This window comes from Planococcus massiliensis (assembly GCF_000821325.1).
GTDB classification, from domain to species: Bacteria; Bacillota; Bacilli; order Bacillales_A; family Planococcaceae; genus Planococcus; species Planococcus ruber.
Window position 1 is genome coordinate 3,062,164 of the sequence record NZ_CCXS01000001.1, and the last position, 23,068, is coordinate 3,085,231.

Consider the following 23,068-nt stretch of genomic DNA (forward strand, 5'->3'; position numbering starts at 1 on the left):
TTAAACAATCGATGCTTTTGGCCCCTCCTCTATGCTGTTTTATTTCAGGACGAACTTCGTTTGGCTGAATCCTTCTTTCGATTTCTTCACTTCCAGAATAGCAGGGATCGCCGCTTTTAGTTCCTGGACGTGTGAAATGACGCCAATCATTCGGCCTGACTTCTGCAAATCGATCAGCGTGTCGATCGATTTGTTCAATGACTCGTCATCCAGCGAACCGAAACCTTCATCGATGAACATCGTATCGATGGCGACATTGCCTTGGAAACTTTGGATAACATCTGCCATGCCGAGCGCCAGGCAAAGCGAAGCATTGAATTTTTCGCCGCCGGATAAAGTTTTCACGTCGCGTGTTTGCCCCGTATAGGCATCATAAACGTCCAACCCGAGGCCGCTCTGTTTGCCTCTTGCTTCTTGGCGGTCGCTCCGGATCAAGTAAAACTGGCCATTGGATAGGTTCTTCAGTCGTTCATTCGCTGAATGGATAATCTGTTCCAAGTATTCAATCTGCAAATAGCGTTCAAATGAAATCTTCAGCTGATTCTGTCCGCGGACCATATCATACAAATCAGCGACCCGGTTCATCTGCTTTTCCATTTCAGCGGTTTGCCTAGAAGCTTTGGAAATGTTGTCCGACAGCTGGCTGATCTGGAGCCGGCATTCTTTCGCACGGTTCCACGTAGTCAAGGAGTCTTCATAGGCTTGCTTCAAGTGGGCGAGTTCCGCTTCCATTCCCGGCAAATCCGCTTTCGCTTTTCCTTCGAGTGCTTCCTGCAATTCCTTCACTTGCTCGCGCAATGTATGATGGCTTTGCTTGAATTCCTGAATTTCATTCTTTAACGCCGTTTGCTGCTGGTCAGATAATTTCGCTTGCTGGTACGCTTCCGCTGATTCGAAATCCGATTTCTGCAGCGCTTCTTTAAATTGCTGTTCGGCTTTTTCTTTTTTCAATCGAATTTCTTCTGCCGCTTCTTTCGTGTGCTTGGCAGTGATCACGGCCGTTGCCTGCCGTTCTTTCGCTTCCTGCAACTGCTGCTGCACTTTTTTCCAGGCCTCCGCCAGTTCGGTTTTCAAGGATTTCACGGTGCGTATTTTCTTTTCCAGAATCTCTAAATGCTGCAGGCCTTCCGGAATCGCCAATAGGCTTTGTTCAAACACAGCAGCGGCTGTCTGGAAAGATGCAGCCAATTGCTGCGCTTTTTCTGCAGCTGCATTTTTGCCGGCTTCTAAAGCTTCCACTTTTTCTGTTTGGAGATTCAGTTGTTCTTTCAGGAAACGAAGCTGCTTTTTATCGGCGGACAAGGCTGCTACTTCCAGCTCCAATGCTCTTCTTTCTTTCTCCGCTTGCTCATATGCAGAAGCTGCATCTTCCGCCAGTTCTCCGAACTGGGCTGCAATGCCCTTTTTCAAAGTTAATTGTTCTTCCAAGGCATTCAATTTGGCGGCCGCATTTCGGTATTCTCCGTCTGCTTGGCTGAATTCCGCTTTTGCCGCTTCCAGCTCTTCTTTCGTAACTGCCGAGTGATGGGCTGCTGAAGATTTCTGCGGATGTTCGGTGCTTCCGCACACCGGGCAAGCTTCCCCATCATGCAAAGAAGCCGCTAAAATTTGTGCTTGATTGGCTAACCAACCGTTCTCTAACGCTTGATAGGAGGCGTTCAATTCGGTGAACCGCTGCTCTTTTAATCGATGGGTCTGCTGCTGGGCCTGCCAGTCATTTTCTGCCGCAAGCCATTCCTTGAGAATGCGGCTTTGCTCCTTCAACGAATTCCATTCGCTGTTCTTCGCATCAAAAGGCTCGAGTTTCTGCTCCAAAGCTGCAGCGGCCTCGCCAAGCTGTTGATGCGCTTCTTTTTCCAATTGGAACTTCGAAGCCGCTTCCGAGAGGTTTTGTTGTGCCAACGCAACGGATGCTTCCATTGCTTTCAATTCCCGTTTTTTGCCATCGATTTCGCGAACGGACGGAAGGATATTCTCTAGCTGATGCAGCTCTTGGCTGATGTCTTCCCGCTCTTTTTCTTTTCCTTGCTCGATGGAAAAAGCATGTTCTGCATTTCCAAGTTGTGTGCTTGCCCGCGCTTCATCGTCGACCGCTCTTTCAAATGCCTGTCTTTTCGTCGTTTCATTAGCCTGCAATTCCTTGAACAGGTTTTCGCTTCCTTCAATCAAAGCGGCACGTTCCGCCTGCTGCAGCCGCCGTTCTTGATCAGCGATTTGCGGCAACTGCTCTTTCATCGCTTCCAAGCGCTTGGTTTTTTCTTCGAGCTCCTGCAAGCGGTCGTTCCATTTCTTCGCTTCATGGAATTCCGCTAATTTGCCGTCATGCAGCCCGTAAGCGGCCAAATATGCTTGTTCATCTTTTGCTGCTTTCTCTCCATAATAGACAGCTTCCTGGCGAAGCGCATTCAGTACTTGATTGACATTGAAATGTTCGCGTTCCAGCAGTTCAAATAGCTCAGAATCCCGTTGCGGCAGGACGGATGCAATTCCGTTGATCAAGCTTGCAAGCGCGTGCTCTTCGTATTGGTAAGCTTTAGCCGCAGCATCTTTTCGATGCTTCAAGCGTTCGCTGATCATTTTATACGGTTCCGTTTTGAAGATTTTCCGGAGGATTTCTTCTTTATTGTCTGTTTCGGAAGTGAGGAGCTTCCGGAATTCACCTTGCGGCAGCATCACAATCTGGCTAAATTGGTTTTGCGACAAGCCGATGATTTCTTCTACGCGGCGGTTGATTTCCGAGACGATTTGCCGCTCCACGCAAGGCACTTCGCCTTTTTCCGTCACTTCGAAAAACTCATATTTTTCTCCTGTCGCGCTTTTATTGCCTTTTTTCACATGGCCCATCTGCCGGAGAATCCGGTAGACTTTCCTATGTATCTCAAATTCCATTTCAACGCAGGTATGGGTCCCGTCTTCTGCAAAATCACTCCGCAGATTCCGCGTCTCGGCACGGTCCGAACCGCTTGCAGCACCGTAAAGCGCAAAACAAATGCCGTCAAAGATAGTCGTCTTCCCGGATCCTGTGCTTCCGGAAATGACGAATAATTGATTGCCTTTCAAATCGGCAAAATCAATGGTCTCGGTATGTTTATATGGACCGAACGCAGTCAGTTTTAATTTCAAGGGACGCATTTACTTCACCCCCTCTTTCTCATCAGTTTCTTCGCGCAGAAATTCCTGCAGCACGTCTTTGAAAATCGCTTCTGTTTCTTCTGACGCCCGTTCGCCTTTCACTTCCTCGTAGAATGCATTGAATAAAACCAGGGGGTCCATTTCCCGGCGCGAACCCGAATCGCTTTGTTTTGAAACTTGCCCGAAATGTTTGCGCTCTACATGCATCGCATTCGGATAGACGGAACGGATTTTTTCCATTGGGTATAAAATCGGCGTCTCATCAAGCAATTTCACAAAGACATAATCTTCATTGATTTCGTGAGTAAGTAGGTCTTCCATAAAGCCTTCTACTGTCCGAAGGTCTCTTTTCGGTTCGAGCGGCCTTTTTTCAACGGAAACGGCGCCAACTGCATCCATCTCCACAACCAAAAACCCTTTTTGGTGATGCTCTTCTGAAATGGAATATTTCATAGGAGACCCTGCATAGCGCACGGTTTCATTCAAGACATAATGGGCTTGGTGCAAATGGCCGAGCGCTGTATAGTGGAACGGGTGAAAATGCTCGGCTGCCACGTGTTCAGCTCCGCCAATGGATAACGGGCGCTCTGAATCGCTCGTATTTTCCTCCGGCTCTCCATGAGGCGTAATGAATGCATGGCCGACTGCAATATGGCGAGCACTTGAATCCATGGTGCTGCGGATTTTTTCCGTAATGGCCATCATCGCATCGTTATGCGAACGGATTTCCGGATTATCATGGGCATAGCGAACTTGGGACGGATCGGCATACGGGATCAAATGAATATGCACCGGCCCGAATGCATCCTGCAAAACGACAGGCGCTATCTCCGCATTCATCTGCCCGACAATGTGAATGCCATTCGTCTTCATCAACCGGCTGCCAAAATTCAGGCGTCCCGGACTGTCATGGTTTCCAGCGACAGCAAAAACCGGCGTCTTCAACTCCAAAACAATTTTCGCCAGCACTTCGTCCAAGAGATTGACGGCATCTGTCGGCGGAACCGCGCGGTCATACAAATCCCCTGCAATAATAACGGCATCCGGCCGTTCCTCTTCTATTGCCGCGATAAATTGATCAAGCACATGGCGCTGGTCTTCGGTCATGTAAACGCCTTGCACAAGCTTCCCTAAATGCCAGTCGGCGGTATGGAAAAACTTCATAAAATGAGCCCCTTCCTTCAAATAAAAGAATATATGTTCGTTCTATTATACACGAAAACACATTGCTTGTTTCCCTTAAACTTATGGGATATAATAAGAACAAACGTTCGATTAAAGGAGTGAAAACGATGAAAGCACAGATACTTAAAGCGTTTAAGCATCAGCAGCTTGTGGATATGATGTACATGGCGAATGATGGCACAATCAGCAAACGGCGCGTCAAGATTTTAAAAGTCAGCGGCGAATCCTTCCAAGCCTATTGCTTTCTCCGGCATAAGAAACGCACGTTCAAAATGGAGAATGTGCTTTCATTGATTCCGGTAACGCAAAAAGAACGCCTGATCATCTGAGCGGCTCCAACTATGATAGACTGGAACAAATGTCTATTTTGGGAGGAATCGAAGATGAGATTAACCGTTTACCTTGCTGGAGAAATCCACAGCACGTGGCGCGAAGAAATCAAAAAGAAATCCCTTGCCCTAGATTTGCCGATCGATTTTGTCGGCCCGATGGAAAACCACGACCGCTCCGACAATATCGGCGAAGAAATTTTAGGCGAACAGCCGAATGCCGTATTCAAGGACGCAGCCGCATCCAGTTTCAACAATTTACGGACGGGCGTCTTGATGCAGAAAGCGGATCTGGTCATCGCGCTCTTCGGCGAACAATACAAACAATGGAATACCGCCATGGATGCGAGTTCAGCTCTCGCTTCCGGCAAACCCGTCATTTTGATTCGTCCGGGAAAGCTCCACCATCCACTGAAAGAATTGTCGCAAAAAGCGAATGCCACGGTCGAAACCGTCGACCAGGCAATCAAAGCATTGGCTTATATTGTTGAATAAGCAAAAAACCTATCCGCACGTAGGATAGGTTTTTTGTTTTGGCTGATGTCAGTGGCTGGATGTGGTCGGGCGGCGTGGAAATTCGGTGAACGCGCGGATTTTCATCTGAACGCGCGCATTTTTCGTTGAACGCGCGTATTTTTTTCTGAACGCGCGCATTTCTCCACGAACGCGCGCATTTTTCACTGAGCGAGCGCATTTCTCTACGAACGCGCGCAACCTAAAATCTCACCTGAAAATCCATTTCAGCTCAATAAAAAAAGCCCCAAAGGGACTTTTTTATTGATACCACGCACCGACGATCGGGTAATCGAACTTTTCGTTGTTCAATGCGCGGATAATGCCCAAAATCGGTACGATCAAAGTAACGATGCCGAGTACAATTAGCATTGGAATACCGATCAGCACGATCACCAGCAAGCTTGAAACGAACAATAAGACGCCCATCACCAGTTGGAACAGCAACGCCTGAATGGACAGTTTTTTCACTTCTTCATCATTCGATACAAGGAACACGATAAACGGCACTAAAAACGGTGCGAAAAACGCGCTCGCGTGAACAAGAATTTTCATCCCTGTGTTTTGCATACATTTCATCTCCAGTCTTTTTTCTATTACTTTATTATACGGCCCAAGAGATGAATGGTTTCAAAAATCAATAAGAATTTATTTTCAAGACCACTTTGCCGAATTGCTTGCCTTCTGCGAGATAATCGAATGCTTGCTGGGCTTCTTCCAGCTCAAAAACGCGGTCCACAATCGGGTGCATATCAAATTTTTCGATATGCAAAAGTAAGTTCCGCAATTCTTCCCGGCTGCCCATGGTCGAGCCAAACAATTGGTATTGGCCGTAGAAAAATTTGCGCAAATTGAAATCCACATTGTCTTCTGTCGTTGCACCGAAAATGACGATGCGTCCGCCCGGCTTTAGCACCTCCAGCGAACGATTGAACGTTGCACGCCCGACACTGTCAATGACCAAGTCGATCGTTTCATCTGCCAGTTCCTTTTCCCAATCGCTATTGGAGTCAATTGCTCTATCCGCTCCAAGTTCCAGCGCACGCTTTCTCTTTTCTTCACTCTGGGAAGTCACGATCACGCGTGCTCCTATATTCTTGGCGTATTGGATCAAGTAAGTTGCTACTCCGCCTCCAGCGCCCGGAATGAATAACGTATCGCCCGCTAACGTTCCCCCTTTCGTAAAGAGCGCCCGAAATCCAGTCAGTCCTGCCAATGCTAACGAGCCGGCTTCTTCCCAGCTCAAATGGGCAGGTTTTTTCTCGACTTGCTCTGCAGATAAAGCGATCTTTTCGGCAAAAGTCCCATGATCCGGCATTCCAAGAATGTCAAAGCCCTTTGGCGGTGCTGCGCTATTGTCATACCAACGGAGTGCCGGATTGATGATGACCTCATCTCCAACTTTAAAGTCTTTTACGCCTTCCCCTACGGATTCAATGACGCCCGCTCCGTCCGAACCGATAATGAGCGCCTCCGGTTTATTCCCCCATCTTTTAGGCAACCCTAAATCACGCCGGTTCAACCCAGCGGTGCAAAGCGCTACCACCACTTCGCCGCGTTTTGCTTTCGGTTCTTCCATTTCTTTTAGTCTGAGTTCTCCGGATTCAATGACAAATGCTTTCACTTGTTTCACCCTTTCCCATCGGTAAATAAAAAAAGCCATAGTCCCCCATGGCCTTATCTCATTCTGATAGTAGTTTATCACGTTTGTTCATAAAACCATGCGCATTGTTCCTTCTCCCTTATGCACTCACCGCTATGCCGCAGAAATTCCAGATGCGCCAGCGTTTCGCCTACGGCAAAACGCATTTCGTGGACCGTTAATGGACGCTTAAAGAGGCGTTCGCATATTTGATAAACCGTAGAAGGTGTCTTGATCATCTCTTTTGTTTCATCCAACCGCTCTTGATGATGCTTCATCAATTCTTCTATTCGTGCATTCGCCCCGTAAAAAGGGCTTCCGTGGGAAGGAATAACAAAATCCGCGTTCAGTTCCTTGATTTTTTCCAATGACGCTAAATACGAGGCCAAGGGGTTGGCTTGTCCATGGAACCAATAGGAAATATTCGGTGTGATGTTCGGCAAGATGTGGTCTGCAGAAAACAATACATTTTTTTCTTTATTATAAAAGCAGACCATGCCATCCGAATGTCCCGGCGTATGGATCACGTCGTATTTATACCGCCCAATCTGAACCTGTTCGCCTTCAGCCAAAAAGCGGTTGACCTTTGGCAAAGGTTTGACCAGCGGCTGGAAGTCCGCTGTGTTCTGCATCATCTTCTCCGCCGTTTCCCGCGGCACTCCAGAAGCGCTGTAATGGTTCGGCATCGTATCCATAAATTCAGGTTTCCAAGAAACATTTCCCAATTCAGCATCAATCTCCGACATCCGCAGCTGTGCGCCGGTTTTCGCTTGGAGCCCGCCGGCATAGCCGAAATGATCCGGATGATAATGGGTGATGAGAATCGTCTCGATCCGTCTATCGCCGATTCGTTCATCCCAAAACATTCTCGTTTCGCTATTGTTTAATCCGGCATCGATGATCGTCCAGCCATTTTCTGATTCTGCCATAAAGCAATTGACATGATTTAATCTGAACGGAAGATCCAGCCGAATTGATTCGACCCCTAATTTCTCAAGCATCCAATCTCTCCTCTGTTGCTAAGGCTTCAACACCAATTTTCCGATCGTCTGCCTTCCTTGCAGCAATTTATGCACTTCTGCCGCTTTTTCCAGCGGATAGGTCCCCCCAATCGTCAATTCCAATTGGCCGTTCTCCATATATTCCAGCAATTCTTTGAAACTCCGTTGATAAAGTTCAGGCTTCCTCATAATTTGCGGCAGGAAAAAGCCGATAACTGATTGGTTTCGCTTCATCAACTGTCCTGGATGGAAGCTCGCTTGTTCGCCGCTTGCCGCACCGAAAATGACCAGCCGCCCAAAAGGCGCCAGACATTTTACGGTTTGGTTGAACACCTCGCCTCCGACCATTTCCAAAGCGACATCAACGCCTTTTCCGCCGGTAATTTCCTTGATTTTTTCACCCCAGCCTTCTTCTGAGTAATTCACCAGATCCGTTGCGCCCATTTTTTCTGCATGGGCCAATTTCTCCTTCGTACTGGCTGTGGCAATAATTTTCCCTGCTCCAAAAAGTTTAGCGAGCTGGACGGCGATGGCGCCTACTCCACCTGCCGCAGCGTGGACTAATACGGTTTCCCCCGCTTCCAAACGGCCCATCGTTTTTAAGATATGATATGCACTAAGCCCTTGCAATGGCAGCGCCACCGCCTGCTCAAAATCGACATCGTCCGGTACAGGCGTTAAAATCCGTTCGTCGACCGCGACATATTCCGCATACCCATTTGATTCGATCAACGCCACGACGCGCATTCCTTCTTTAAAACGCTGCACTTCTTCGCCGACTGCAGCAATCACGCCCGCCACTTCTGACCCCGGAACATATGGAAGCTTAGTCGGCACCACATATTTCCCTTCGCGGCGTGCTGTATCTGCATAATTGACGCCGATCGCTTTCACTTCTATTAAGACTTCATTGGCTGCCGGCTCCGGTTTTTCCGTTTCCACCCATTCAAGTACTTCCGGTCCGCCGTATTGTTCAAACTTGATTTGTCTCAAGAAACTTCCCCCTTATGAAATATACTGTTCTGCTTCCAGCACGCTTTCTGCAATGCTGCGCTTTGTCTGGATGCCGCCTGAACGCTGCAGACGGCTAAGTTCCCCTGTGACCATCAAGACATAATCATGGACTGTCTTTTCGGAAACCGTCGCTTGCACCATTTTGCGCGCCGCCATTTCCACTTCAAGGAGCGAGTCATCAATCAATGCTTTGGTCAAATCCACTTTTAATGCATGCTTTTCTTCACCGTCTTTCGCGACAGCTTTTGCTGTCCGCAAAACAGCAGATTCTGCTGCGTATAAATGCAAACCGATATCCGCCAATTTCATCAGCACTTCCTGCTCTTCACTCATACGTGGGCCATAATTTTTAAAGGCAAGTCCCGTACATAGCAAAAATACTCTACGCATCGCCTGGACGGCTTCGATTTCCCGGGAAATAACGCCAATGGATCCCACTTTAGGCGCCCGAATTTCTGCGGCCGCCTGTTTAATCAATTCTTCTAAATCGACTTGCCCTTTGCCGTACGCTTTCAGCAAATTCCCAGGAATCATTAGCCGGTTGATTTCATTGGTTCCTTCGAATATCCGGTTAATGCGCGAATCCCGGTACATCTGTTCAATCTTATATTCTTTGATAAATCCATAGCCGCCATGCAGCTGAAGCGCTTCATCTGCCACATAATCCAACGTTTCTGACCCGTAGACTTTGCAAATTGCGCATTCAGTGGCATACTCCATCAAGCGTTTCGCTGTCAGCCCCGTATCTGCTGAGTCATATAAACCGCCTAAAGCTTCTTCCAAATACCCAGCTGTCCGATATTGCAGCGATTCGGATGCATAAATTCGTATCGCCATATCGGCAATTTTTTCTTGAGTTGCCGTAAATTCTGCAATCGTCTTGCCAAATTGCCGGCGTTCTTTCGTATAGTTCAAAGCCAGTTCCAAACCGTATTTCGCAGCACCCATGGTGGCAGACCCTAAATTATAGCGCCCCAAATTCAATACATTCAGGGCGATAACGTGCCCTTTCCCTACTTCGCCCAATAAATTTTCAATAGGAACTTCGCAATCTTCGAAAATCACCGCACGTGTGGATGATCCTTTAATCCCCATTTTCTGCTCTTCTGCCCCAAGCGACAATCCCGGGAAATTCTTTTCGACGATAAACGCCGTGAAATACTGGCCGTCCACTTTTGCATAAACGATGAACGTATCCGAGAAAGCGGCATTGGTAATGAACATTTTCGTGCCGTTCAATACATAATGGCTGCCGGCGTCATTTAACTTAGCCACCGTCTGAGCCGCTAGCGCATCCGATCCCGCATTCGGTTCCGTCAGGCAGTAGGCACCGATGTATTCCCCAGAAGCGAGTTTCGGCAAATACTTTTGCTTCTGCTCCTCGTTTCCGAAATAAGTGATCGGCAGCGTCGCGATGCACGTATGATTGGAATGCGCCACCCCGTAGCTTCCAGCTGACCCCAGCACTTCTCCGACCAAACCTTTGCTGATTTTATCCAAACCGAGCCCGTCGTATTTTTCGGGAATGCTGTGCGCCAGTAAACCAAGTTCTCCAGCTTGATCAAGCAGCGTTTTGACTACTCCAAAATCCTGGCTTTCAATTTTTTCATTTAAAGGCCGAACTTTGCTTTCCAGGAATCGCTTGGCGGTTTTCGCAATCATCTTATGTTCTTCTGTAAAATCCTCCGGCGTAAAAATCGTTTCCGCTTCAGCAGGCTGATACAGGAAACTTGCTCCGCGGTAAGTGATTGTATGCTTATCCATTGAAATCACTCCTTTAGCTATTTTTAGCAGTGGCCAGTGCATGTTGGATGAGGCTCTTTACAAAGTCTCCAAAATGGGCAAACCGAGGATCTTTTGTCTGCTCGTTGCGATATCGGTAATAAATCTGCTGGCAAATGACGGCCAGCTTGAAATAAGCAAACGTCAAATAGAAATGCATCGCTGAAACGTCCCGGCCGCTTTTTTCTGCATAGCGCCGGATAAATTCCTGGCGTGTATAGAAACCTGGAAGCACCGTTACCGGAGCTTTGCCAAACCCTTTTTTCAATAATTCGGGATCGTCTTGTTCAATCCAGTAGCCCATCGCCGCTCCCAAATCAGCAAGCGGGTCGCCGACTGTTGCCATTTCCCAATCAAATAATCCGGTGATTTTTGTAAAATCATCTGAAAACATCGCATTATTCAGCTTGAAATCATAGTGGATGACGGTTGGAGCAGGAGATTGCGGGATATGCGTTTGCATCCATTCCGCAAGTGCCGACACTTCCGGGATGTCATCCGTTTTTGACTGTTCATACCGTCCAATCCATCCTGAAACTTGCCGATCCATGAAGCCATCGGGTTTAGCCAGTTCGGCTAAAGCCGTTTTTGTGTAGTCAACAGCATGCAAGTCTACAAGTGTATCGACCATCAGCTCTGAAATTTTTTCGCCCAGTTCTTCAGATGGCTCGGTTCCTTTTGGCAATTCTGTATCGATCACTTGGCCATGCCGCCTCTCCATGATAAAAAAAGGGCTGCCGACTATCGCTTCATCATCCGAAAAAACGTATGGCTTTGGAGCTGCAGGAAACACTTCATTTAAAGAAGAAAGAATGCGGAATTCCCGTTCCATATCATGGGCTTTCGGCGCTACCGGGCCAAGCGGCGGCCTGCGGAGCACCGCTTCCCAATTCCCGATTGACAGGTCGTACGTCAAATTGGAGTGCCCGGCGCCGAATTGCCGGATTTCCAGCTCCCCTTCCGGCAACCCGTCGATATGCAGACGAAGAAAATCCAAAAGTTTCACCCGGTTCAGCTCTTCACCGGGCCTAACAGGAATCACGCCATTTTCAAGTTTCGCCATCACGCGTCCTCCTCCAGGTGTTTCTCGAGCAAGCTGCGGATTTCATCCGGCAAGCTTTCGCTTTTCTGGGTTTCAAAATTAAAATGGACTGCGCTTGCGTCTCCTTTTGCTATCAGTTGGCCGGTCGCTGCATCCTCAATCCGATGAACGATTGAAAAACTGGAATTGCCGATTTTACTGACGGCCGAAATCACTTTCAGCTGCTGGTTAAAAAAGCCCTGATTGATAAAATCGCATTTGGCAGAGGCCAAAATCACTTTCCATTTCTCAATGGCCATATCAAAGCCCAGCGCTTTGAAAAATTCGATGCGGGCTTCTTCCAAATAGATAAAATAGCTGATATTGCTGATATGTCCAAGTGCATCCGTTTCACTAAACCGCACTTTTACCGCCAACTCATGCGCCACAGTTTCCCATCTCCCTATTTGTTTTGAAATGCCGGTTTTCTTTTTTCGATAAATGCCTGGACGCCTTCTTTGGCATCCTCGGTTTGGAAGACTTTTTCAAAATACGCCGCTTCCAGATCCGTGCCGTCTTCTAGCGGAAGTTCCAATCCTTTATCGACTGCTCGCTTAATAAACGCTAAAGCCGGCAAAGAAGACCGCCCCAACCGCTTCGCCATCTTTCTCGCCGCTTCCATCCCTTCTCCACTAGGAACAACGCGATTGACCAAGCCGATCCGCTCGGCTTTTTCTGCTGTCACCGATTCGCCTGTGAACATCATTTCTTTTGCTCTCGCTTCGCCGATCAGGCGCGGCAGACGCTGCGTCCCCCCGCCGCCTGGAAACAGGCCTAACGTGATTTCCGGCAAGCCGATCTGCACATGCTCTTCTGCAATCCGAATGTCGCAGCATAGCACCAATTCACAGCCGCCGCCGAGCGTAAGCCCGTTCAACATCGCGATCACCGGCTTTTCAAACTGGTCGATCCGGTGCAAAATTGCATGCGTCTCGAGGAAAGTTTCTTGTATGCCCGTTTGTCCGATCAGCAGCGGAAACTCCTTGATGTCGGCTCCGGCTGCAAACACTTTCTCGCCTTGGCCAGTTAAAATGACCGCGTTCACCCCTTCATCTTCGCCGAGATTTGCAAACACTTCATCCAGTTCTTTAAATACTTGGTTGCTGATGACGTTCATCGGTGGGTTATTGATGGTGACCACCGCATAGCCGTCTGTTTTTTCTACTTGCAGCACTGTCGTCATGGCGTTTCGACTCCCTTTTCCCCGTAATCGTAAAATCCTTTGCCTGTTTTTCTGCCAAGCTCTCCAGCCTTCACCTTTTCTTCAATAAATGCAGGCGGCTTGTCTTCCGGGTTGCCGCTTTCCGCATATTGCTGCTGCATGACGTAATAAGCCACGTCAAGCCCCGACAAATCCATCAACTCGAAAGGTCCGATTGGATGGCGCAAGGCTTTCTTGATGACGAGATCAATTTCCTTAAAGTCGGCAATGCCTGCTTCATATAAATGCATCGCTTCTTTTTGCAATGCCCCTAAGATCCGGTTTGCTACAAATCCGGAAATTTCTTTTCGCAGCAAGACGCCTGTCCGCCCGATTTTTTTACAAACTTCCATCGCAGTTTGCGCAGTTTCTTCTGAAGTTTTTTCGCTCATCACGACCTCGACACAATCCATGACAAGAGGCGGGAAAAAGAAATGCATATTGCACACTTTTTCCGGGCGCGCTGTTGCTTCTGCGATTAACGAATTGACAATCGTCGAACTATTGGAAGCAAGAATGGCATGCTTCGGCGCAATCGCATCCAATTGCTTAAAGATTTCGCGCTTTACTTCCAGTTTTTCAACTGCCGCTTCAATGATGTAATCCGCATCACTTGCCGCTTTTTCCAAATCGGCAGTAAACGATAATCGGCCAAAAGCTTCTGCTTTTTGCTGCTCCGTTATCTTTCCTTTTCGCACCCATTGCCCCATCAACATTTCCAAGCTGCTCTTCGCTTTCGACAACGCTTCATCTTTCACATCCTGAAGGGCCGTTTGATATCCGCCCAAAGCACACAGCATCGCAATTTGGTGTCCCATTTGCCCAGCGCCAACCACGCATATTTTATTGACCGTAAGATTTTCCACTTATCCATCCCCTTTGCTTATCCGGCAATTCCGTTCAAAATTAAATCGCTGTAGATTTCAGCCAAACTTTCGGCAGATACTTCTCCTGCCGGGTTAAACCATTGATAGCTCCAATTGGTAACGCCTAGTACCGCAAAAGCGATCATATCCGGCTTGATATCCTTTCTGAATTCACCTTCTTCCATTCCTTGAATCAGTAAGTTTTCGATATTGACCCGAAATTCTTCGCGTTTTGCCTTTACCGCTCCTGCATTATCTTCTGCTAAATGGCGCATTTCCCTGAAAAACACTCTGCCGCTTGGGCCATGGGCCTTAATATCTGCTATTAGCAGTTCCAGCATTTGCCGGAGCTTCTGCTGATTGTTCGCTTCTGTTTTATAAATGGCCGCTTGGCGCTCAAGCAAATCGTCGATATAGCCCAAATGGATATCCATCAGCAACTGCTCTTTGCTGGTGAAGTAATAATAAAACGTTCCTTTTGTCGCGCCAATAGCCTCCACAATATCTTGAATGGAGGTTTCACTGAACCCCTTTTTTTCAAACAGCAAAATGCTTTCTTTAATGATTTTTTCTTTCATGTCGTTTCCCCGCAATCTTTGATGCACTTACAGCACATGCATGCCGCCATCGACAACCACAACATCACCCGTAATATAATCGGAAGCTTTTGAAGCTAAAAACAGCGCAGCCCCTTTCAAATCCTCTTCTGTTCCAAAACGGTTCAGCGGGGTCTGATCAAGCAGCCGGTCTCCTCCCTGCTCAATTAAGACCTTCGACATTTTGGTCGGGAAGAATCCAGGAGCCAACGCATTGACGTTAATATTGAATTGGCCCCATTTCGCTGCCAAATCTTTCGTGAATGTGATCACCGCGCCTTTACTTGTATTGTAGCCAATCGTATCCATCAATCTTGGATCGATTCCGCCAAGTCCGGCAACAGATGCGATGTTGATGATTTTCCCGCTGCCTTGTTTGATCATCGCGTCGCCGACTTCCCGGCTCATCAAAAAGGTTCCCGTTACGTTAACGTTCATGACTTTCTCCCAAGCATCCAGCGGCATCTCAAGTACAGGCGCTCCCCAAGTAGCCCCAGAATTATTGACCAAAATATCAATGGAACCGAATTCTTCCAGCGTTTTTTGGACCACCTTTTGAACATCTTCCGGTTTCGTTACGTCACATGCCAATGCCAGCGACCGAACGCCTTTCGCTTTTAACTTCTCGCTAATTTCTTCACAGGCTTCGACTTTTCGTGAACACACCACCACATTGGCGCCCGCTTCCGCAAACCCTTCAGCGATCTGCGCCCCTAATCCTCTTCCTCCACCCGTGACGATTGCTGTTTTTCCATCCAATTTAAAAAGCTCCATGACGTTCATTCCATTTCCCCCTTGTTTTATACTAACTAGTTAGTATGTTCAGAATACTTAAATTTATGGTAACGTTTTCATTTCTATAAAGCAAGACGCTAAATCGGTTTGTTGCGGCTGAAAAACGCTGCTGCTCGCCCGCCGAACAATTAATACGGTAAAATGGAAGAATAGAAGTTTAAATGAAAGGTGGTTTCCTATGTTGAAGCGGCTCGTCATTACAGGCTACAAACAGCATGAGCTCGGGATATTCGATGACAAAAATCCTGGGGTCCGGTTTATTAAAAAAGCACTGGAAAACCGGTTGCGCGAATTCCTGGATGAAGGATTGGAATGGGTCATCGTCAGCGGACAGCTTGGAGTGGAAACTTGGGCTGCGGAAGTGGTGTTGGAGTTAAAGGATGAATTTCCCGAATTGAAATACGCAGTCCTTACCCCCTTTCTTGATCAGGAAAAAAGGTGGAACGAAGCAAAACAGGAAAAGTACGAGATGATTCTTGAAATGGCTGACTTTCATCGCAGTTTGACAAATCGCCCTTACGAGGCGCCTTGGCAGTTCATCGAGAAAAATAAATTCTTTCTCCGCAACTCGGATGGCATGCTGATTGTTTACGACGAAGAAATGGAGGGCTCACCGAAGTTCACCAAAAAAGAAGCCGAAAGCTACGCTGAAAAAAATGATTATCAGGTTTTCACCATCACAGCGGATGACTTGCGAGTCGTTGCTGAAGAAGAACAAATGAACGATTGGGAGTAAGTTTGAATACTTGAACATCCGGGTACGAGGTTGACGGAAAGAAGGAACTTCGATACCCTTAATAACTATGCCAAACAAAAGATTAAAGGAGAACCTATGAAGAAAGCTTCAAGAGTATTTTATATCACATTTGCATTAGTCATTTTGACTGTCTTATTCGGTGTATTCGCACCTGAAATTTTTGAAAAAGTGACCGGCAACATCCGGGCATTTATCGGCACCAATTTTGGTTGGTATTACCTTACGCTGATGGCCCTGCTGCTCATTCTTGTATTTGTCATTGTGGTCAGTCCATACGGAAAAATCCGGTTGGGCAAAGACAGCGACCGTCCTGAATTTTCTACCCTTTCCTGGATTTCCATGCTGTTTTCTGCCGGAATGGGCATTGGCCTTGTTTTCTACGGCGCCTCTGAACCGCTAAGCCACTTTGCCATCCAGCCAGCCACTGCAGAAGCCGGGACAGATGCCGCTTTCAAAGAAGGCTTGGAACGCACCTATTATCATTGGGGCATCCATGTCTGGGCCATGTACGGGTTAATTGCCTTATCGCTTGCATTCTTTCAATTCCGCAAAGGCGAACCTGCGTTAATTTCATCAACACTGAAGCCGATTTTCGGCAAGAAAATGGAAGGTCCGCTTGGAACCTTAGTTGATGTTCTTGCCGTTTTTGCCACTGTTTTCGGCGTGGCGACTTCCCTCGGCTTTGGCGCTGTTCAAATTAATGGCGGTTTAACGTATCTCTTCGGTGTGCCGGACGAGCCTTGGTTCCAGCTGCTGATTATTGCCATTGTCACCATCCTGTTCGTCATCTCGGCCTGGTCCGGACTGAACAAAGGAATTAAGTATCTGTCCAATACCAACATGGTGCTGGCTGTTATTCTTTTGATCCTTGTTCTTGTGCTTGGACCGACCTTGCTTATTTTGAATTTATTCACCGAGACATTCGGCCATTATCTTCAAAACCTGATTAGCCTAAGTTTCCAGTCGGCTCCACTCGATGCGGAAAACCGCTCATGGCTGAATGATTGGACTATCTTTTATTGGGCTTGGTGGATTTCCTGGGCGCCTTTTGTCAGCATGTTCATTGCCCGTGTTTCAAAAGGGCGGACGATCCGGGAATTTCTAATTGGCGTCGTCTTGGTGCCTACACTTTTCGGTTCTTTCTGGTTTGCGGCTTTTGGATCGACAGCCATCAATACGCAGAAAAGCGGAATTGATTTGACCGGCTTCCCGACCGAACAAACACTGTTTGCCATGTTCAGTGAAATGCCGCTGGGCTTTATCATGTCCCTCTTCGCCATTTTGCTGGTGAGCACGTTTTTCATCACTTCAGCGGATTCAGCGACTTTCGTGCTTGGCATGCAGTCGACAAACGGCTCTTTGCTTCCGAGCAACCAGATCAAAGTGTTGTGGGGCATTGCCCAATCGCTTGTTGCGGCCATTCTGCTATCTGTCGGTGGACTGACAGCTGTACAAAATACCATCATTGCTGCAGCCCTGCCCTTCTCCGTCGTCATGATCCTCATGGTCATTGCCTTGTTCAAGGCATTGGATGCCGAAGTTAAATTAGCGAAACCAAAGAAATAGCGAAAAGCGCCTTCCTTTTGCGGAAGGCGCTTTTTGCATAGTCCAAGCAAGTTACGGGTATAGATGGAAGGAAGATTTCGTTTTATTTGATGAAAGTTCAAGCTGGCCCAATTTAATGGAGGTGTTTTTCATATGGAAGAACAGACACGCACGATCGTCCAAGGTTCATTGAACGCATTGCTGGAAAGCGACCAGTTCCTGCCTGAGCTTCAAGGACAAATGAGAACGCAAGCATTCACTTCTTTGAGCGCCATTCTTTCCACACCGAATAAAATCCACAAATCGTTCTTGCGCATTCCATTAGACAACGGAAGCGTAGTGCGAATCCCTGCTTTTCGCGTCCATCATAACGATGCACTCGGACCTTACAAAGGCGGGATCCGTTTCCACGAAAGCGTCAATGAAGAAGAAGTCATCAACCTGGCTTTTCTGATGACCTTAAAAAATGCTTTGCATAACGTTCCTTTCGGAGGCGGCAAAGGCGGGATTGTCATCAATCCACGGGAATATTCCGAAAAAGAATTAAATCTGATTTGCCGGAAATACGTCCGTTATTTTTCAGATGAAATCGGTCCGGATAAAGACATTCCTGCTCCGGATGTCGGTTCAGGCGAACGCGAAATGGACTGGATGATGGCCGAGTTCAAAAAAGTCCATTACGGCCAGGCCTATCTTGGCAGCTTCACCGGAAAAAGCGTAGCTAACGGCGGGTCGCTGGGGCGACGGGAAGCAACCGGAAAAGGGGTCTACTTCACTTTCCGCTATTTAATGAATGAGTATGTAAAAGCCAACGAGCAAATGCTTGCCAGCTCAGATAATGCGTTTGCTGCGACCGCACTCGCCCATGCGAACCGCCCACTCACCATGGCGGTCCAAGGATTCGGAAATGTTGGGTCCGTAGCAGCGCTTGAAGCCTATAAAAGCACTGAAATCAGCAACCGGATTGTGGCGGTCAGCGACCGGAATGTCACCCTTTACAATGAAGATGGCCTGGACATACCCGCGTTGATCCACTTCACCGCAAGCAACCGCGGCGATTTGCCGGCTACACCGGCAGAACTCGACCAAGCAAATGTCGCCGCAGAAATCAGGGGACGCGAAGAACTGCTGACGCTGCCAGTCGATGTCTTGCTGCTCGCCGCTCTGGAAAACCAGATCCACAAAGACAATATGAAAGAAATTAAAGCAAAAATTATTATCGAAGGAGCAAACGCACCGACAACTCAGGAAGCGGACGAATACTTGAGCAACAAGGGTGTCATCATCATCCCGGATATTCTCGCCAATGCCGGCGGTGTCATCGTTTCCTATTTTGAATGGCTGCAGGGCCGTGAAACGCAATTTTACACAGAAGCGGAAGTTCATCGCCTCCTGCTTGAAAAAATGAAAGAAACGATGGATGCCATTTATCCGCAATTCTTCGGCGATCCGTTTCCGCTTCGGCAAAATTGCTACATCCATTCAGTTAAAAAGCTTTCCACTGTCCTTTATCGCCAAGGAAAACTCTATTAAAAAATAAAGCCGCTGCAGCCTTTAATCGGCTTCAGCGGCTTTATTTTTTTTCTGCAATTCGGCGTTCATGGGAAATGGAGTAGGCATCTTTCCGAAAATGCAAAATCGGATCTTCGGAACAAAGAATCCCATCAGACATCTCTGTCGGATCGAACTTCATGCCATCCGTCTGTTCCGCTAGTTCTTCAATCTTCAGGCGCCCCACTATTATTCGCTGCCGTTCCCGTGGCCATTCGACGGTGGGATCGTCTGTCGGATCATCCGCTTTCCCGAGGACGATGGCCAACTGGAAATTAGCCGTCCCTGCCTTTACACGTTTCTCGATCTCCTGTTCATAATAGCCTGCGGGAATTTCCGCCAGGTCTTTGGCATCCAAAGTCTCTATCCCGGCATCCGGTATCCATTCATATTTGATCGGCGTCCGCTTGCCTTCTTGGTCCAGAAAATAAAAGGCGTGCATTGAATGGTAGATGCCTGTCGCAAAACTAACAGGTGCATGCATCTTTTTAAGAATCTTGACAGCCGCCCGGCTCTCCGGATATCGGATCAGCAGTTCAGCCAGTTCCCGCAAAGGGGGCTTTCCGTCTTTAAATGAGTTAACCACTCCAAGCATTTCTGTGAAAGCTGCAGGAGTCCGCGCAAAAAATATCGGTGCATTGACGCCAACGATATTGGTCACTTTACCATTCGGCAGTTTGAACTGGACCGCCATCCCTTTGACCGGCGACATGACATCCGTCCATTCGGGATTCGGCGAACTGTGGGAAAAACGGACAAATGCCTCGGTCTCACCTTTTTGAAGATGCGGTGCAATCGTCAGCCCTTCGGCATTGCCGTTCGCTGTAAATTTCGCTTTGTATATGACGCCTCGTGCATGGGCACGGCGATAAAGCGGATATTCGCCGAATACGCGTTCAATCCGGTTAACGGCCACTTCGGCCAGTTCTGATTTTTCCATGTCCTCACCCCTTTTCACCGCTATACCCGAATATGCTTAATTTTAAAAATAACGGGAATACAAAAAGATCAGAGAATCTAAGGAGGGATTTGTACATGGATTTCAAACATGAAAACAACCGCTTTACTGTCATGAAAGATGCAGAGGAATTAGGATACATCTCCTATATTCCAGATGGCGATGTGTTGACGGTTGACCATACTGAAGTGTCGCCAAAACTTGAAGGGCAAGGAGTCGGCAAACAGCTTGTTGAACAGGTGGTGCAGTATGCGCGGCAAGAAGGAAAGAAAATCGACCCCCAATGCCCATTTGCTCATGGCGTTATCGAAAAAACGCCTGATTTCCAGGATGTCGTGGCAAAATAATCCGAAACATCCGCGCAGGCGGATGTTTTTGTTTTGTCCGAAAGAACCCGGGAACAGTAAAAAAAAAGCGTTTAAAAGGAGATGGCATCATGGACACCTCTCTCGAACAAGCAGTAGTAAGATTTGCCGAGCCTTTCCACTCAGCCAAGGATCTATCGACGATTGTTGAAGCGGTTGGAGACGCTAAAATCGTTATGCTCGGTGAAGCAAGCCATGGCACTTCTGACTTCTACACTGTGCGTGCCGAGCTTTCGAGGAAGTTGATCCAAGAAAAAGGATTTACCTTGGTTGCAGTTGAAGGTGATTGGCCTTCTGCCCAACAGGTCAACCGCTTCATCAAAGGGTTTGACGAAAATGGAAAAAGTGCGCATGAAATCGTCAAATCGTTTACCCGATGGCCGACCTGGATGTGGGCCAATGAAGAGATGGCCGACTTTATTGGCTGGCTGAAGGAATACAATAACCAAAATGGCCGGAAAACAGGCTTTTACGGCATCGACATTTACAGCCTGTGGGAGTCGATGGAAGAAGTGATCCATTATTTGACCCATACCAATCCTTCCGGCGGCGACTTGGAGTTAGCCAAAAAAGCCTTTTCCTGTTTTGAGCCCTTTAATCGGGAGCCTGAAAATTATGCGATTTCTTATGCAAGCTTTTCGACTATCTGTATCGAGGAAGTCTCGAAGCTCCTTTCTTCCATCCGCTCGAATGAAGAACTTTATAAAGATGATTGGGAAAATGATTTAAATTTGAAAATCAACGCTTTGGTCGCCAAAAATGCGGAAGATTATTACCGGGCCATGGTCCAAAGCGGAGAAGTTTCTTGGAATATCCGCGACGAACATATGGTAGAGGCCATCAATGAAATCCGGGACTATCACGGCCGGGACGCTAAAATCATTATCTGGGAACACAATACCCATATCGGAGATGCCCGTGCGACGGATATGAAAAACGATGGCATGATCAATGTAGGGCAAGTGCTTCGCGAACAGAACCGGCCGGAAGATGTCTTCGCCCTTGGCTTTGGAACGTATGAAGGAACTGTTGTAGCTTCAGAAGCCTGGGGGACCCCTCACCGCATCATGGAGGTCCCGCCGGCCCGGCTCCATTCATGGGAAGAGATTTTTCACCGAACCGGACCCGGCAGCAAGTACGTCGTTTTTAATGAACAGAACCGGAAAGCCTTTGACCAATGGGCCGGACATCGTGCGATTGGCGTCGTTTACCATCCAGAATTTGAATCGCGCGGAAATTATGTTCCCACCCGGCTGTCGAAACGCTATGATGCTTTTATTTATTTGGAAAAAACGAAAGCCCTCACCCCTATACAAGTTGAAAATACCGTTCAGTAGAAAAGGCAGACTCCCCGTCTGTCTTTTTTTGATGAAAATTTGCATAAAAAGAAAACTTTTCCCCCTTTTCGAAGGTAATACATATAAGAGTATTTAGAACGGATGGAAAGGAGTGGTTTCGAGCGATGAATCACAAGAAATCGTTGGACAAACACAGCTTTCAGGAACTTTATAAAGAACATGCGAATTTCGCCATCCGCAGCGCCATGGTGATTACGCGAAATCCCGAGTTAGCCAAAGATGCTGTCCAAGAAACATTTATACGCGTTTACCGCAATTTTTCTTCATACGACGCCAATTTGCCTTTTGAACCCTGGCTTTACCGGATATTAGTGAACGAATGCAACCGGCTGCTAAAGAAAGAAGGGAATATGAGATCCTACCCGCAGCCGAATTTAGAAAATGATGAACGGCTTTCCACATCTTCTGACGGAAATGCTGCAGATTTGATTGAAGCCATTCAAAATTTGGAGGATTTATACCGCATTCCGTTAATTTTGAAATATATTAAAGGCTTCAGTGAAAAAGAGATTTCGGACATTCTGGAGTTAAACCAAAACACCGTCAAATCCCGCCTTTACAAAGGACGGCAAAACTTGCGGCAGCTTTTGGAAATGACCGAACAGGAGGCGTACCTGAATGAAAAACATAGATGAACAAGTGAAAAAAGCGCTGATGGATCAAACTTCAGCCGCCAATCAAATGGAACCCGAAATTTGGAGCCGATTAGAGGATGAACTTTTTGCAGAACCAAAACCGGCAGACAAGAAGGTGAAAAAAATGAAGAAGAAAATCATTCCGCTGTTCATTGCAGCCGCAGCCGGTATTTTGATTGCTTTCAGTTTCCAAACCGAAACCGGCATGGCGTTGATTGACCGGATCAAGGAAATGTTTGTGCCCGAAAAAGAAGTCGTCCAAAGCATTGAAGGAATGGAAGAAGAAACGAATGTCCAGTTGAATGAAGGAAAAGATGCGGAATACGTCATCTACATCGATGAAGATCGCTATAAAATGATCAAAGGCGAAGGCGATAAGCCCGATGTGATCACTACCAAAGAGGAGTTGCCGGAGCAATACCCTGAAGTCTCCATGATCATCGAACAAATCCCCGGCACGGCTCCTGATGCACTCGCCAGCCAGTACGAAGAAGAACTAAAACAGGAATTTCCAGACCTTCGCCCAATCGAAAAAGTCACCGAACCTGTAGAAGGCTATCAATTGCATGGCATTAAAAATGGCGGAATGGAGTGGGATGACGAAGTGGTCCACGCTTATGTCATCAGCAATGGAAAAGAAGGCAGTTTCGTAATTACCGAGCGCTATTTCTTAGAAGCGGCTGAAGGGCATGGGGCCCGTTTTTATGCCATGCTGCAGGAGTTCCACATCGTGGATTGAGAAAAATGGAAGCATAAAAAACA

The 23,068-nt window shown here is 47.4% G+C and carries 23 protein-coding genes; 9 read left to right on the plus strand and 14 right to left on the minus strand.

Translation table 11 applies throughout. The annotated features are described in order from the left end of the window. Positions 1-39 precede the first annotated feature (39 nt). Both BN1080_RS15280 and BN1080_RS15285 read right to left on the minus strand, forming a co-directional pair. The gene (locus BN1080_RS15280; protein ID WP_052653436.1) at positions 40-3,132 is read right to left on the minus strand and encodes an AAA family ATPase; all 3,093 of its coding nucleotides are present in this window, start codon (positions 3,130-3,132) and stop codon (positions 40-42) included. Next, positions 3,133-4,296 (minus strand): exonuclease SbcCD subunit D, encoded by a 1,164-nt coding sequence (locus BN1080_RS15285; protein WP_052653437.1) that lies wholly within the window; start codon positions 4,294-4,296, stop codon positions 3,133-3,135. A 128-nt stretch (positions 4,297-4,424) separates the two neighbouring features. Between BN1080_RS15285 and BN1080_RS15290 the strand changes: the two genes are divergently transcribed. After that, entirely contained in the window at positions 4,425-4,646 is a 222-nt protein-coding gene (locus BN1080_RS15290; protein WP_052653439.1) for a hypothetical protein, read from the plus strand. Positions 4,647-4,700: 54 nt separating this feature from the next. Further along, positions 4,701-5,141, plus strand: coding sequence for a YtoQ family protein (locus BN1080_RS15295; RefSeq protein WP_052653440.1), 441 nt, complete (start codon positions 4,701-4,703; stop codon positions 5,139-5,141). Between the two features lie 279 nt (positions 5,142-5,420). Here BN1080_RS15295 and BN1080_RS15300 read toward each other — a convergent pair whose 3' ends face one another. From BN1080_RS15300 to BN1080_RS15350, 11 genes are all read right to left on the minus strand, one after another. After that, positions 5,421-5,729 (minus strand): DUF4870 domain-containing protein, encoded by a 309-nt coding sequence (locus BN1080_RS15300; protein WP_052653442.1) that lies wholly within the window; start codon positions 5,727-5,729, stop codon positions 5,421-5,423. A 67-nt stretch (positions 5,730-5,796) separates the two neighbouring features. After that, a complete protein-coding gene (locus tag BN1080_RS15305; protein WP_052654680.1) occupies positions 5,797-6,783 on the minus strand; it encodes a zinc-binding dehydrogenase in 987 nt (328 codons plus the stop codon). A gap of 77 nt (positions 6,784-6,860) precedes the next feature. Further along, a complete protein-coding gene (locus BN1080_RS15310) occupies positions 6,861-7,802 on the minus strand; it encodes an MBL fold metallo-hydrolase (RefSeq protein ID WP_052653444.1) in 942 nt (313 codons plus the stop codon). A gap of 18 nt (positions 7,803-7,820) precedes the next feature. Further along, positions 7,821-8,795: a quinone oxidoreductase family protein gene (locus tag BN1080_RS15315; protein ID WP_052653446.1), complete on the minus strand. Its 975-nt coding sequence runs from the start codon at positions 8,793-8,795 to the stop codon at positions 7,821-7,823. A 12-nt stretch (positions 8,796-8,807) separates the two neighbouring features. Next, positions 8,808-10,580 carry an acyl-CoA dehydrogenase family protein gene (locus BN1080_RS15320; protein ID WP_052653448.1) on the minus strand — a complete coding sequence of 591 codons (1,773 nt, stop codon included), beginning with the start codon at positions 10,578-10,580 and terminating at the stop codon, positions 8,808-8,810. A gap of 13 nt (positions 10,581-10,593) precedes the next feature. After that, positions 10,594-11,661 carry a phosphotransferase family protein gene (locus tag BN1080_RS15325; RefSeq protein ID WP_052653450.1) on the minus strand — a complete coding sequence of 356 codons (1,068 nt, stop codon included), beginning with the start codon at positions 11,659-11,661 and terminating at the stop codon, positions 10,594-10,596. Then, the gene (locus BN1080_RS15330) at positions 11,661-12,068 is read right to left on the minus strand and encodes an acyl-CoA thioesterase (RefSeq protein ID WP_052653452.1); all 408 of its coding nucleotides are present in this window, start codon (positions 12,066-12,068) and stop codon (positions 11,661-11,663) included. The genes BN1080_RS15325 and BN1080_RS15330 overlap by 1 nt, the downstream gene beginning before the upstream one ends. 14 nt (positions 12,069-12,082) lie before the next feature. After that, positions 12,083-12,862, minus strand: coding sequence for an enoyl-CoA hydratase (locus BN1080_RS15335; protein ID WP_052653454.1), 780 nt, complete (start codon positions 12,860-12,862; stop codon positions 12,083-12,085). Continuing rightward, complete coding sequence (locus BN1080_RS15340) at positions 12,859-13,746, minus strand: 3-hydroxyacyl-CoA dehydrogenase family protein (protein WP_110925668.1); 888 nt, start codon at positions 13,744-13,746, stop codon at positions 12,859-12,861. The genes BN1080_RS15335 and BN1080_RS15340 overlap by 4 nt, the downstream gene beginning before the upstream one ends. Before the next feature lie 17 nt (positions 13,747-13,763). Beyond that, positions 13,764-14,324, minus strand: coding sequence for a TetR/AcrR family transcriptional regulator (locus BN1080_RS15345; RefSeq protein WP_052653455.1), 561 nt, complete (start codon positions 14,322-14,324; stop codon positions 13,764-13,766). A 27-nt stretch (positions 14,325-14,351) separates the two neighbouring features. Then, positions 14,352-15,125, minus strand: coding sequence for an SDR family oxidoreductase (locus BN1080_RS15350; RefSeq protein WP_052653457.1), 774 nt, complete (start codon positions 15,123-15,125; stop codon positions 14,352-14,354). Between the two features lie 190 nt (positions 15,126-15,315). Here BN1080_RS15350 and BN1080_RS15355 point away from each other — a divergent pair, with 190 nt between their 5' ends. From BN1080_RS15355 to BN1080_RS15365, 3 genes are all read left to right on the plus strand, one after another. Beyond that, positions 15,316-15,873, plus strand: a complete 558-nt coding sequence (locus BN1080_RS15355; RefSeq protein ID WP_052653459.1) for an SLOG family protein — start codon at positions 15,316-15,318, stop codon at positions 15,871-15,873. Between the two features lie 96 nt (positions 15,874-15,969). Beyond that, on the plus strand, positions 15,970-17,460 hold the full coding sequence (locus BN1080_RS15360; protein ID WP_052653461.1) for a glycine betaine uptake BCCT transporter: 1,491 nt from the start codon (positions 15,970-15,972) through the stop codon (positions 17,458-17,460). 132 nt (positions 17,461-17,592) lie between these two features. Further along, positions 17,593-18,972 carry a Glu/Leu/Phe/Val family dehydrogenase gene (locus BN1080_RS15365; RefSeq protein ID WP_052653463.1) on the plus strand — a complete coding sequence of 460 codons (1,380 nt, stop codon included), beginning with the start codon at positions 17,593-17,595 and terminating at the stop codon, positions 18,970-18,972. A gap of 40 nt (positions 18,973-19,012) precedes the next feature. Here the strand turns inward: BN1080_RS15365 and BN1080_RS15370 are convergent, their stop codons facing one another. Further along, entirely contained in the window at positions 19,013-19,930 is a 918-nt protein-coding gene (locus BN1080_RS15370; protein WP_052653465.1) for a catalase, read from the minus strand. A 95-nt stretch (positions 19,931-20,025) separates the two neighbouring features. Here BN1080_RS15370 and BN1080_RS15375 point away from each other — a divergent pair, with 95 nt between their 5' ends. The 4 genes from BN1080_RS15375 to BN1080_RS15390 all read left to right on the plus strand — a co-directional run bounded on the left by BN1080_RS15375 (position 20,026) and on the right by BN1080_RS15390 (position 23,045). Continuing rightward, positions 20,026-20,295 carry a GNAT family N-acetyltransferase gene (locus BN1080_RS15375; RefSeq protein ID WP_052653467.1) on the plus strand — a complete coding sequence of 90 codons (270 nt, stop codon included), beginning with the start codon at positions 20,026-20,028 and terminating at the stop codon, positions 20,293-20,295. Positions 20,296-20,384: 89 nt separating this feature from the next. After that, the gene (locus BN1080_RS15380; protein ID WP_052653469.1) at positions 20,385-21,650 is read left to right on the plus strand and encodes an erythromycin esterase family protein; all 1,266 of its coding nucleotides are present in this window, start codon (positions 20,385-20,387) and stop codon (positions 21,648-21,650) included. Positions 21,651-21,775: 125 nt separating this feature from the next. Beyond that, positions 21,776-22,306: an RNA polymerase sigma factor gene (locus BN1080_RS15385; protein ID WP_052653471.1), complete on the plus strand. Its 531-nt coding sequence runs from the start codon at positions 21,776-21,778 to the stop codon at positions 22,304-22,306. Beyond that, complete coding sequence (locus BN1080_RS15390) at positions 22,290-23,045, plus strand: hypothetical protein (RefSeq protein ID WP_052653473.1); 756 nt, start codon at positions 22,290-22,292, stop codon at positions 23,043-23,045. Before BN1080_RS15385 ends, BN1080_RS15390 begins: the two co-directional genes overlap by 17 nt. Positions 23,046-23,068: the final 23 nt, after the last annotated feature.

Bases quoted from the DNA above. Each gene is read 5' to 3' on its own strand.
- BN1080_RS15280 (WP_052653436.1), bottom strand. From the start codon at position 3,132: ATGCGTCCCTTGAAATTAAAACTGACTGCGTTCGGTCCATATAAACAT.
- BN1080_RS15300 (WP_052653442.1), bottom strand. From the start codon at position 5,729: ATGCAAAACACAGGGATGAAAATTCTTGTTCACGCGAGCGCGTTTTTC.
- BN1080_RS15290 (WP_052653439.1), top strand. From the start codon at position 4,425: ATGAAAGCACAGATACTTAAAGCGTTTAAGCATCAGCAGCTTGTGGAT.
- BN1080_RS15390 (WP_052653473.1), top strand. From the start codon at position 22,290: ATGAAAAACATAGATGAACAAGTGAAAAAAGCGCTGATGGATCAAACT.
- BN1080_RS15380 (WP_052653469.1), top strand. From the start codon at position 20,385: ATGGACACCTCTCTCGAACAAGCAGTAGTAAGATTTGCCGAGCCTTTC.
- BN1080_RS15285 (WP_052653437.1), bottom strand. From the start codon at position 4,296: ATGAAGTTTTTCCATACCGCCGACTGGCATTTAGGGAAGCTTGTGCAA.
- BN1080_RS15310 (WP_052653444.1), bottom strand. From the start codon at position 7,802: ATGCTTGAGAAATTAGGGGTCGAATCAATTCGGCTGGATCTTCCGTTC.
- BN1080_RS15370 (WP_052653465.1), bottom strand. From the start codon at position 19,930: ATGGAAAAATCAGAACTGGCCGAAGTGGCCGTTAACCGGATTGAACGC.
- BN1080_RS15320 (WP_052653448.1), bottom strand. From the start codon at position 10,580: ATGGATAAGCATACAATCACTTACCGCGGAGCAAGTTTCCTGTATCAG.
- BN1080_RS15365 (WP_052653463.1), top strand. From the start codon at position 17,593: ATGGAAGAACAGACACGCACGATCGTCCAAGGTTCATTGAACGCATTG.
- BN1080_RS15345 (WP_052653455.1), bottom strand. From the start codon at position 14,324: ATGAAAGAAAAAATCATTAAAGAAAGCATTTTGCTGTTTGAAAAAAAG.
- BN1080_RS15350 (WP_052653457.1), bottom strand. From the start codon at position 15,125: ATGAACGTCATGGAGCTTTTTAAATTGGATGGAAAAACAGCAATCGTC.
- BN1080_RS15325 (WP_052653450.1), bottom strand. From the start codon at position 11,661: ATGGCGAAACTTGAAAATGGCGTGATTCCTGTTAGGCCCGGTGAAGAG.
- BN1080_RS15355 (WP_052653459.1), top strand. From the start codon at position 15,316: ATGTTGAAGCGGCTCGTCATTACAGGCTACAAACAGCATGAGCTCGGG.
- BN1080_RS15335 (WP_052653454.1), bottom strand. From the start codon at position 12,862: ATGACGACAGTGCTGCAAGTAGAAAAAACAGACGGCTATGCGGTGGTC.
- BN1080_RS15360 (WP_052653461.1), top strand. From the start codon at position 15,970: ATGAAGAAAGCTTCAAGAGTATTTTATATCACATTTGCATTAGTCATT.
- BN1080_RS15375 (WP_052653467.1), top strand. From the start codon at position 20,026: ATGGATTTCAAACATGAAAACAACCGCTTTACTGTCATGAAAGATGCA.
- BN1080_RS15295 (WP_052653440.1), top strand. From the start codon at position 4,701: ATGAGATTAACCGTTTACCTTGCTGGAGAAATCCACAGCACGTGGCGC.
- BN1080_RS15385 (WP_052653471.1), top strand. From the start codon at position 21,776: ATGAATCACAAGAAATCGTTGGACAAACACAGCTTTCAGGAACTTTAT.